The following is a 9,097-nucleotide window of genomic DNA, read 5'->3' as shown; positions in this document are numbered from 1 at the left end:
CCCGCGCGAGATGGCTTCGTCGCGGCGCTTGGCAACTTCGGCGTTCAGCATGGTCGTGCTCCCTGATGGACCCCGGGCCTCAGGGTCGCGTTGCCGCCATTTGATCAAATATCCGGCTCCGGTGCAAGGTCGGCGGGCGTTCAGCATTCGTTAACCATCGCCGGTGCAGACTGCCTCTGGCGAACGAGGCGAGGCAACGGATGGCGGACGGGCAGCTTTCAACCCCCACACACCCCACACCCCGGACGGAGGATGAGCGTCTTGACCGGCTCCGCCTCGTTCGCTCCCGCCGGGTGGGGGCCGTCACCTATCACCGCCTGCTGGCCGAACACGGCTCCACCCGCGCCGCGCTTTCGGCCCTTCCCGCCATCGCGAAGGCCGCGGGGGTCGAGGGGTATGAGGTCTGCCCCCTCGGCGTCGTCCAGACCGAACTGAAGCAGGGCCGCACGCTGGGTGCGACACTCCTTGTGCATGGTGAGGCTGACTATCCCCGCGCCCTGATGGAGATTGCCGATGCTCCCCCCATCCTCTGGGCCAAGGGGGACATTTCCCTTCTCAACCTCCCGGCCATCGGCATGGTCGGCGCCCGCAACGCCTCCTCCCTCGGGGTCCGCATGGCCCGCCGTCTGGGCCTGGGTCTCTCCGAGGCGGGCTTCACCGTCGTCTCCGGCCTCGCCCGCGGCATCGACACCGCCGCGCATGAGGCGGCGCTGGAAGGGCCGGGCCGCACCATCGCGGTCATGGCCGGCGGGATCGACGTGATCTACCCGGCCGAGAATGCGGCCCTCGCCGCCGTCCTTGACACGAACGGCTGCCGGATCAGCGAACATCCCCCCGGTCTGGAACCGCAGGCCCGCCATTTCCCGCTCCGCAACCGCATCGTCGCGGGCCTCTCCCGCGCGGTGATCGTGGTGGAAGCCGCCGCGAAATCCGGCAGCCTGATCACTGCGAAAGCCGCGCTCGACTATGGCCGCGACGTGATGGCCGTCCCCGGCCATCCCTTTGACGCCCGTGCCTCGGGCTGCAACATGCTGATCCGCGACGGCGCCCTTCTGATCCGCGGGCCGCAGGACGTGCTGGAAGCCTTGGGTGCGCCCACGGAAGGCACCCCCGAACCCGAGATGCGCCTGCCTCCGCTGCCCGGTCCCAGCGCTCCGCAACGCCCTCTGAAAGAGGTGGCGCTCCTCCACGCGATGATCCTGAACCGCCTCGGCCCCAGCCCCCTTGCCGAGGACCAGCTGATGCGCGACCTGAACGTCACCCCCGCCCAACTCGCCCCGGAACTCCTGACGCTGGAGCTTGACGGCCGCATCTCCCGCCAGCCGGGCGGCCTGCTGGCGCGCGTGATGTAGGCTGGGTGCAAACCCACCACGGCCCGATTCGCCGCCAGTGTTAACGCCCGCCCTGCCATACGCGCGTATGTAGGGCATCCATACCGAATCCATACGCAAAGCATACGCCGAACTCCTGCAGGACGTGTCCATTTAAGCCAGCGTTCAGAAGGGTTTGCAGCGCCCGGCACCGGTCATCGGGAATGTCCTGTCCAAGGCCCCGTTCACCCTTCCTCACCCTCCTCCGCACCCAGCGACCGCAGCGGCGCGGGAAGCCCCCTGGTTGACAACGCCGCGCCTTCCCCCACATGGTGCCGCGCCATTTGCAAAGGCCGGGAGTTTCAGGAAACATGCCAGTCGTCGTCGTGGAATCCCCCGCCAAGGCCAAGACAATCAACAAATATCTTGGCCCGGACTTCACCGTCCTCGCCTCCTACGGCCATGTCCGCGACCTGCCCGCCAAGGACGGCTCGGTCGATCCCGAGCATGGATTCGACATGCTCTGGGAAGTCGCGCCCGAGTCGAAGAAACACGTCCGCGCCATCGCCGAGGCGCTGAAATCCGACGACACCCTGATCCTTGCAACCGACCCCGACCGCGAGGGCGAGGCGATCAGCTGGCACCTGAAGGAGGCCCTGCAAAGCAGCCTGAAGAAAGGCAAAAACGTCGCCCGGGTGACCTTCAACGCGATCACGAAAGACGCCGTGACCAAGGCGATGAAGGAACCCCGCGACATCGACACGCCTCTGGTCGAAGCCTATCTCGCCCGCCGCGCGCTGGACTATCTCGTCGGCTTCACCCTCTCCCCCGTCCTCTGGCGCAAGCTCCCCGGAGCAAAGTCCGCGGGCCGCGTGCAATCCGTCTGCCTCCGCCTGATCGTCGAGCGCGAGATGGAGATCGAGGCCTTCAAGGCGCAGGAATACTGGACCGTCAAAGCTGTCTTCCGCACGCCGCGGGGCCAAGAGTTCGAGGCCGGGATGGTCACGCTCGGCGGCAAGAAGCTGACCAAGTTCGACATCCCCACCGCGACCGCCGCCGAGCTTGCGGTGCAGGCCGCAAAGCACCGCGATTTCAAGGTGGTGGCGGTCGAATCGAAACCCGCGACCCGCAACCCCTGGCCGCCGTTCATGACCTCGACCCTGCAGCAGGAGGCCAGCCGCAAATACGGCATGGGCGCCAAGCAATGCATGAACGCCGCGCAACGCCTGTATGAGGCGGGCTATATTACCTACATGCGAACCGACGGCATCGACATGGCCCCCGAAGCGGTGATGGCCGCGCGCGACGAGATCAAGCGCCGGTTCGGGGCGGAGTATGTTCCGGATTCGCCTCGCATGTACAAGAACAAGGCCAAGAATGCTCAGGAAGCGCATGAATGCATCCGGCCGACCGACATGGCCCTGGGGTCGGAGAAGATCCGGGTCGAGGACGACCAGCGCAAACTCTACGACCTGATCTGGAAGCGCACCATCTCCAGCCAGATGGCCGCCGCGCGGATGGAGCGCACGGCGGTCGACCTGGCCTCGCCCGATGGCGAAGTGGCGTTCCGGGCGAACGGGCAGGTTGTGCTCTTCGACGGCTATCTCAAGGTCTATGACCAGGGCCGCGACGACCGGCAGGAGGGCGAGGACGAAGACGAAGGCCGCCTGCCGCAGGTGATGCAGGGCGAGGCGGTCGACAAGGGCGCGATCACCCCCGACCAGCATTTCACCCAGCCCCCGCCGCGCTATACCGAGGCGACGCTGGTCAAGCGGATGGAGGAGCTGGGGATCGGGCGGCCTTCGACCTATGCCTCGATCTTGACCACCATCGTCGACCGGGAATACGTCCGGAAGGACAAGAACCGGCTCTTCCCCGAAGACAAGGGGCGGCTGGTGACAGCCTTTCTCGCCAACTTCTTCAAGCGCTATGTCGAGTATGACTTCACCGCCGATCTTGAATCCGAACTCGACGACGTCTCCGCCGGGGACCGCGACTACAAGGACGTGCTCTCCCGCTTCTGGCGCGACTTTTCGGCGGCGATTGCCGAGACGGCGGACCTGCGGATCGGCGAGGTGCTGGAAAAGCTGGACGATTTCCTCGCCCCGCACCTCTACCCCGCGCGGGCGGATGGCAGCGATCCTCGCATCTGCCCGACCTGCGGGACGGGGCGGCTGCATCTGAAGACCGCACGCTCGGGCGGGGCCTTCATCGGCTGCGGCAACTACCCGGAGTGCCGGTATACGCGACCCTTGGCCGGGGATGCGGAGAGCGTCGCCTCGGACGGGCGGGTGCTGGGGCAGGACGAAAACGGGATGGAGATCAGCCTACGGGCCGGGCGCTTCGGGCCTTACGTCCAGCGGGGCGAGGCGACGGAGGCGCAGCCGAAGCCCGACCGCGCCAGCCTGCCGAAGGGCTGGACGCCGGACGGGCTGACGCTGGAACGGGCGCTCTCGCTCCTGTCGCTGCCGCGCGAGGTGGGCACCCACCCCGAGGACGGGGTGCTGGTCGAGGCGGGGATCGGGCGGTTCGGGCCCTATGTGAAGCATGGGACCGTCTACGCGAACCTGCCCGAGGTGGAGGAGGTCTTCACCATCGGGATGAACCGGGCGGTCGAGGTGCTGGCGCAGAAGGCGAGCCGGGGTCGGGGCAGGGCCGCGCCGGCCGGACCGCTGAAGGTTCTGGGCGCGCATCCGGACGGGGGAGAGGTCCAGGTGATGCCGGGCCGGTATGGGCCTTATGTGAAGTGGGAGAAGGTCAACGCCACCCTGCCGAAGGGGGTGGAGCCGGAGGCGGTCACGCTGGAGGAGGCCTTGGTCCTGATCGCCGAGAAGGCGGGAAAATCGGGGGCGAAGAAGAGGGCCGCGCCGAAGAAGGCGGCGGCCAAGCCTGCGGCGAAGAAGGCCCCCGCGAAGAAGACCCCGGCGAAGAAGGCTGCGCCCAAGAAGAAGGCTGCCAAGGCGGAATAGGCGCGCCCTGCGCGGACAGATTTCTGATTCAAAGGAAATCAAGGGGTTGGGCGCGGGCGTTTACGCGGACTTAACCTTGGTGGGGCGCCCCTGAGGGCAGATCGTCCAGCACTTCGTGCGTTCTTCTCTCCCGTTTGGGCAGGGCGTAGCAGTACCTAACGTCCCGCGCGACGCCGATCCGGGGCGCAAATCTTTTCGAAAAGATTTGCCAAAAAGTTTTCGAAAACTTTTGGCCCCCTAGCCTCGCGGGTTGATCAGCTTGCCCATCAGGCTGGCGGTCCGCACAAGGCCAAGGTTGCGGCCGTTCTCCGTCACCACCAGTTCGGCCACGCCTTTCGACATCAGGTCCATGATGTCCTTGACCGGGGTCTCGGCGGGCAGTTCGCGCGCGCCGGCCCGGGCCTGACCCTGCTCCATCACGTCCCGCGCGGTCAGCACGCCCAGCGGGTTCATGTGGGCGACGAAATCGGCCACATAATCGCTGACCGGATTGGCGATGATCTCGCGCGCGGTGCCGCATTGCACGATGCGGCCACCCTCCATCAGGGCGATGCGGTTGCCGATCTTGAAGGCCTCGTCCAGATCGTGGCTGACGAAGACGATGGTGCGCTTCAGCTTGGCCTGCAGGTCCAGAAGCTCGTCCTGTAGCTTGGCGCGGATCAGCGGGTCCAGCGCCGAGAAGGGCTCGTCCATCAACAGGATCGGCGCCTCGGTCACGAAGGCGCGGGCCAGCCCGACGCGCTGCTGCATCCCGCCCGACAACTCGCCCACCTTGCGGTCGGCCCATTGCGACAGGTTCACCAGTTCCAGTTGCCGGTCCACGCGCGGCATCCGTTCCGACGGGGGAATCCCCGCCAGTTCCAGCCCCAGCCCGACATTTTCCCGCACCGTGCGCCAGGGCAGGAGGCCGAACTGCTGGAAGACCATGGCCACCCGCGTGGCGCGCAGCCGACGCAGGGTGGCGGGGTCGGCCTTGGTGACAGAGACCATCCGGTCGCCGTCCAGCACCCGCACCTCGCCCCGCACCACAGGGTTCAGCGCGTTCACCCCGCGCAGAAGCGTGGACTTGCCGCTGCCGGACAGGCCCATGAGAACAAGGATTTCGCCTTCGGCCACGGTCAGGCTGCAATCATGGACGCCGAGGATCTGCCCGGTCGCGGTCTGCACCTCGGCCCGGCTTTTGCCCTGGTCCATCAGCGGCAGGGCGCGCTGGGGCGCCTCGCCGAAGACGATGGAAACACGGTCGAATTCGACGGCATTGGTCATTTGCGGACCACCCTCAGCATACGGTCGAGCATGATCGCCACCACCACGATCACCATCCCGGATTCGAAGCCGAGCGCCGAATTGTTCTGCCCCAGCGCCCGCACGACCGGGATGCCCAAGCCGTTCGCCCCAACCATGGCGGCGATCACCACCATCGACAGCGACAGCATGATGGTCTGGTTCAGCCCGGCCATGATCTGCGGCAGGGCAAAGGGCAGTTCCACCTTCCACAGCTTCTGCCGGGGCGTGGCGCCGAAGGCGGTCGCCGCCTCGACCAGCGATTGCGGCGTGGCCGCGATGCCGAGATAGGTCAGCCGGATCGGCGCGGGAACCACGAAGATCACGGTGGCCAGAAGGCCCGGCACCATGCCGAGGCCGAAGAACACCACCGCCGGGATCAGGTAGACGAAGGTGGGCAGGGTCTGCATCAGGTCAAGGACCGGCGACATGGCGGCATAGAGCCGGGGCCGATGCGCCGCGGCGATGCCGACCGGCACCCCGATCGCCATGCAGAGGAGGCAGGAATAGAACAGGAGCACCAGGCTTTCCGTCGTCGCCTTCCAGTAGCCCTGGTTCAGGATGAAGAGGAAGCCCAGGAGGACCAGCAGGCAGATCTTCCAGGACCGCTGCAAGGCCCAGGTCAGCGCCACGAAAAGCGCCACCACCACCAGCGGATGCGGCCACTGGATCAGGCCGAGCGTGGCGTTGATCAGCCAGCCGAAGGCATCGCTGATGCCGTCGAACAGCGGGCGCGCATTGGCCTTCAGCCAGTCAACCACCTGCTTGGCAGCCCAGCCGACCGGAATTTTCTCGAAAAGCCATGGAAAATTGGATTGCAGCCAGTCCAAACCCGTCCCCCTTCATGCCTTGACGGCGGGGATGCGCTCCTCCGCATCCCCGCGCGTGCCGGTCACTGCAGCGCGGCAGTCACCGCGGCCTTGGCGTCGCCGCCGTCCTTGGTGGTCACGCCGTCGAGCCAGGGCTCCCAGGCGGCGGGGTTGGCGGCCAGCCAGGCCTTGGCGGCGGCGCGCGGATCGGTGCCGTCGTTCAGGATCGCGCCCATGATCTCGTTCTCCATCGGGAGCGAGAAGACCAGGTTCTCCAGGAACTTGCCCTGGTTCGGGCATTCCGCGACATAGCCCTTGCGGGTATTGGTCGCGACGATGGCGCCGCCGAAGTTCGGGCCGAACACCTCGTCACCGCCCGAAAGATAGGTCAGCTTGAAGTTGGCGTTCATCGGATGCGGTTCCCAGCCCAGGAAGACGATGGGCTGTCCCGCGCCGGTCTTGCGGTCCACCTCGGCCAGCATCCCCTGTTCCGAGCTTTCGACCAGTTCGAAGCCGGTAAGGCCGAACTGGCCGGCAGAGATCATGTCGAGGATCAGGCGGTTGCCGTCATTGCCGGCCTCGATGCCGTAGATCTTGGAGTCGAGTTCGGCAGCATGGTCCTTGATGTTGGAGAAATCGGTGATGCCGAGGGCGGCCCCCGCCTCGTTGGTGGCCAGGGTGTATTTCGCCCCTTCAAGGTTGGTGCGCACGGTGTCGACGGTTCCCGCCTCGCGGTAGCTGGCGATGTCGCCCTCCATCGTCGGCATCCAGTTGCCGAGGAACACGTCGATGTCGCCGTTGGCGAGCCCGGCATAGGTGACCGGCACCGACAGGACGCTGGTTTCGGTCTGGTAGCCGAGCGCTTCCAGCACCAGCGTCGTGGCGGCGGTGGTGGCGGTGATGTCGGTCCAGCCGACATCGGAGAAGTTGATCTTGTCGCAGCCTTCGGCGAAGGCGGACCCGGCCAGCGCGAAGGTGACGGCGCTGGTCAGGAGGGTGGAACGGATGGTCATGGCAGCTCCCCGGAATTTTTGTTGATTGACGAGTCAATAAACTTCGCCCTACTTCGGTTTGGCAAGAGATTTTTGGGGCCGCACCGATGCCGAAGCTTGGAATGGAGCCTATCCGCAAGGCCGCGTTGGTGAAAGCCACGATCGTCGAGATCGGCAGGGTGGGTTCGCTGGACGTGACCGTCAGCCAGATCGCTAAGCGGGCGGGGATGTCGGCGGCGCTGGCGCATCATTACTTCGGGTCCAAGGAAGAGATGTTTCTGGCCGCGATGCGCCACATCATGACGCTTTACGGCGCGGAAGTGCGGGGCGCTTTGGCGGCGGCAGAGGGGCGGGAGGGGCGAATCCGGGCGATTCTGCGGGCCTCGTTCAGCCCCGGCAACTTCCGACGCGAGGCGGTGGGCGCCTGGCTGAACTTCTGGGTGCTGGCGCAGACCGTGCCCGAGGCGAAGCGGCTTCTGGCGATCTATCAGGGGCGGCTGAGGTCGAATCTGGTGTCGGCGCTGCGGCCCCTGGCCGGGGCGCGGGCCGAGGCGATCGCCGAATCGCTGGGGGCCCTGATCGACGGGCTCTACCTGCGCGAGGTCTTGAAATCTGGGGCTCCGGACGGGGCGGTGGCGGTGGGGCTGGCCTTGCGCCACCTCGACGCCGAACTGGCGCGGGGGGGCTGACATGCACGCGGATTATGTGATCGTGGGGGCGGGATCGGCGGGCTGCGCCATGGCCTACCGGCTGGCCGAGGCGGGCAAGCGGGTGACGGTGATCGAGCATGGCGGGTCGGACGCGGGGCCGTTCATCCAGATGCCGGGGGCGCTGTCGTATCCCATGAACATGGGCATCTACGACTGGGGCTTCGCGACGGAACCCGAGCCGCATCTGGGCGGGCGGGTGCTGGCGACGCCGCGCGGGAAGGTGATCGGCGGGTCCTCCAGCATCAACGGAATGGTCTATGTCCGAGGCCATGCGCGGGACTATGACACCTGGGCCGAGATGGGGGCCGATGGCTGGTCCTATGCCGATGTGCTGCCGTATTTCAAGCGGATGGAGCACTCGCACGGCGGGTCGGGGCCAGAGTTCCGGGGAACCGATGGGCCGCTGCACATCAGCCGGGGCACGCGGGAGAACCCGCTTTTCGACGCCTTCATCGCGGCGGGCGAGCAGGCGGGCTATCCGGTGACGGCGGATTACAACGGGCGCCAGCAGGAGGGCTTCGGCCCGATGGAGGCGACGATCTGGAAGAGCCGGCGCTGGTCGGCGGCGAATGCCTATCTGAAGCCGGCGCTGGCGGGCGGCAACGTGCAGGTGGTGCGCGGTCTGGCCCGCCGGGTGGTGATGGAGGGCAAGCGCGCGCTGGGGGTCGAGGTCGACACCCGCGCGGGGCGGCAGGTGATCAAGGCGGGGCGCGAGGTGATCCTGGCGGCCTCGTCGATCAACTCGCCCAAGCTTCTGATGCTGTCGGGGATCGGCCCGGCAGCGCATCTGCGGGAGCACGGGATCGAGGTCGTCGCGGACCGGCCGGGGGTCGGTGCGAACCTTCAGGACCATCTGGAAATCTACATGCAGTTCGCCGCCAGCCAGCCGGTGACGCTGTTCAAGTACTGGAACCTCTGGGGCAAGGCCTGGGTGGGGGCGCAGTGGCTTCTGACCGGGAAAGGCCCCGGCGCGTCGAACCAGTTCGAGGCCTGCGCCTTCATCCGGTCGAAGGCGGGGGTGGA

The 9,097-nt window shown here is 66.9% G+C and carries 7 protein-coding genes; 4 read left to right on the top strand and 3 right to left on the bottom strand.

Annotated elements, in window-relative coordinates; all coding sequences use genetic code 11:
• Nucleotides 1-200: 200 nt before the first annotated feature.
• Together dprA and topA are read left to right on the top strand one after the other, a co-directional pair.
• A complete protein-coding gene (gene dprA / locus V7Q39_RS16605; protein WP_333817727.1) occupies nucleotides 201-1,352 on the top strand; it encodes a DNA-processing protein DprA in 1,152 nt (383 codons plus the stop codon).
• 329 nt (nucleotides 1,353-1,681) lie between these two features.
• Nucleotides 1,682-4,279, top strand: coding sequence for a type I DNA topoisomerase (gene topA, locus V7Q39_RS16600; RefSeq protein WP_333817726.1), 2,598 nt, complete (start codon nucleotides 1,682-1,684; stop codon nucleotides 4,277-4,279).
• 237 nt (nucleotides 4,280-4,516) lie between these two features.
• On the opposite strand, the gene choV is transcribed toward topA, so the two are convergent.
• The 3 genes from choV to choX form a co-directional block, all read right to left on the bottom strand.
• Nucleotides 4,517-5,545, bottom strand: a complete 1,029-nt coding sequence (choV, locus tag V7Q39_RS16595; protein WP_333817725.1) for a choline ABC transporter ATP-binding protein — start codon at nucleotides 5,543-5,545, stop codon at nucleotides 4,517-4,519.
• A complete protein-coding gene (choW, locus tag V7Q39_RS16590; RefSeq protein ID WP_443082535.1) occupies nucleotides 5,542-6,393 on the bottom strand; it encodes a choline ABC transporter permease subunit in 852 nt (283 codons plus the stop codon). The genes choV and choW overlap by 4 nt, the downstream gene beginning before the upstream one ends.
• Nucleotides 6,394-6,455: 62 nt before the next feature.
• On the bottom strand, nucleotides 6,456-7,385 hold the full coding sequence (choX, locus tag V7Q39_RS16585; protein ID WP_333817724.1) for a choline ABC transporter substrate-binding protein: 930 nt from the start codon (nucleotides 7,383-7,385) through the stop codon (nucleotides 6,456-6,458).
• Nucleotides 7,386-7,471: 86 nt separating this feature from the next.
• Between choX and betI the strand changes: the two genes are divergently transcribed.
• A complete protein-coding gene (gene betI / locus V7Q39_RS16580) occupies nucleotides 7,472-8,053 on the top strand; it encodes a choline-binding transcriptional repressor BetI (RefSeq protein WP_333817723.1) in 582 nt (193 codons plus the stop codon).
• Between the two features lies 1 nt (nucleotide 8,054).
• Nucleotides 8,055-9,097: FAD-dependent oxidoreductase (locus V7Q39_RS16575; RefSeq protein WP_333817722.1), on the top strand; the 1,043-nt coding region annotated here is incomplete at its 3' end.

The sequence above is a fragment of the Tabrizicola sp. genome, from assembly GCF_036781545.1.
Taxonomy (GTDB): domain Bacteria; phylum Pseudomonadota; class Alphaproteobacteria; order Rhodobacterales; family Rhodobacteraceae; genus Tabrizicola.
Note: the sequence above shows the minus strand (reverse complement) of the source record. Positions and strands in the feature narration are given on the sequence as shown.

Excerpts from the sequence above, each read along its gene's own strand:
- dprA (WP_333817727.1), top strand. The coding sequence starts at position 201 with ATGGCGGACGGGCAGCTTTCAACCCCCACACACCCCACACCCCGGACG.
- topA (WP_333817726.1), top strand. The coding sequence starts at position 1,682 with ATGCCAGTCGTCGTCGTGGAATCCCCCGCCAAGGCCAAGACAATCAAC.
- choV (WP_333817725.1), bottom strand. The coding sequence starts at position 5,545 with ATGACCAATGCCGTCGAATTCGACCGTGTTTCCATCGTCTTCGGCGAG.
- choX (WP_333817724.1), bottom strand. The coding sequence starts at position 7,385 with ATGACCATCCGTTCCACCCTCCTGACCAGCGCCGTCACCTTCGCGCTG.
- betI (WP_333817723.1), top strand. The coding sequence starts at position 7,472 with ATGCCGAAGCTTGGAATGGAGCCTATCCGCAAGGCCGCGTTGGTGAAA.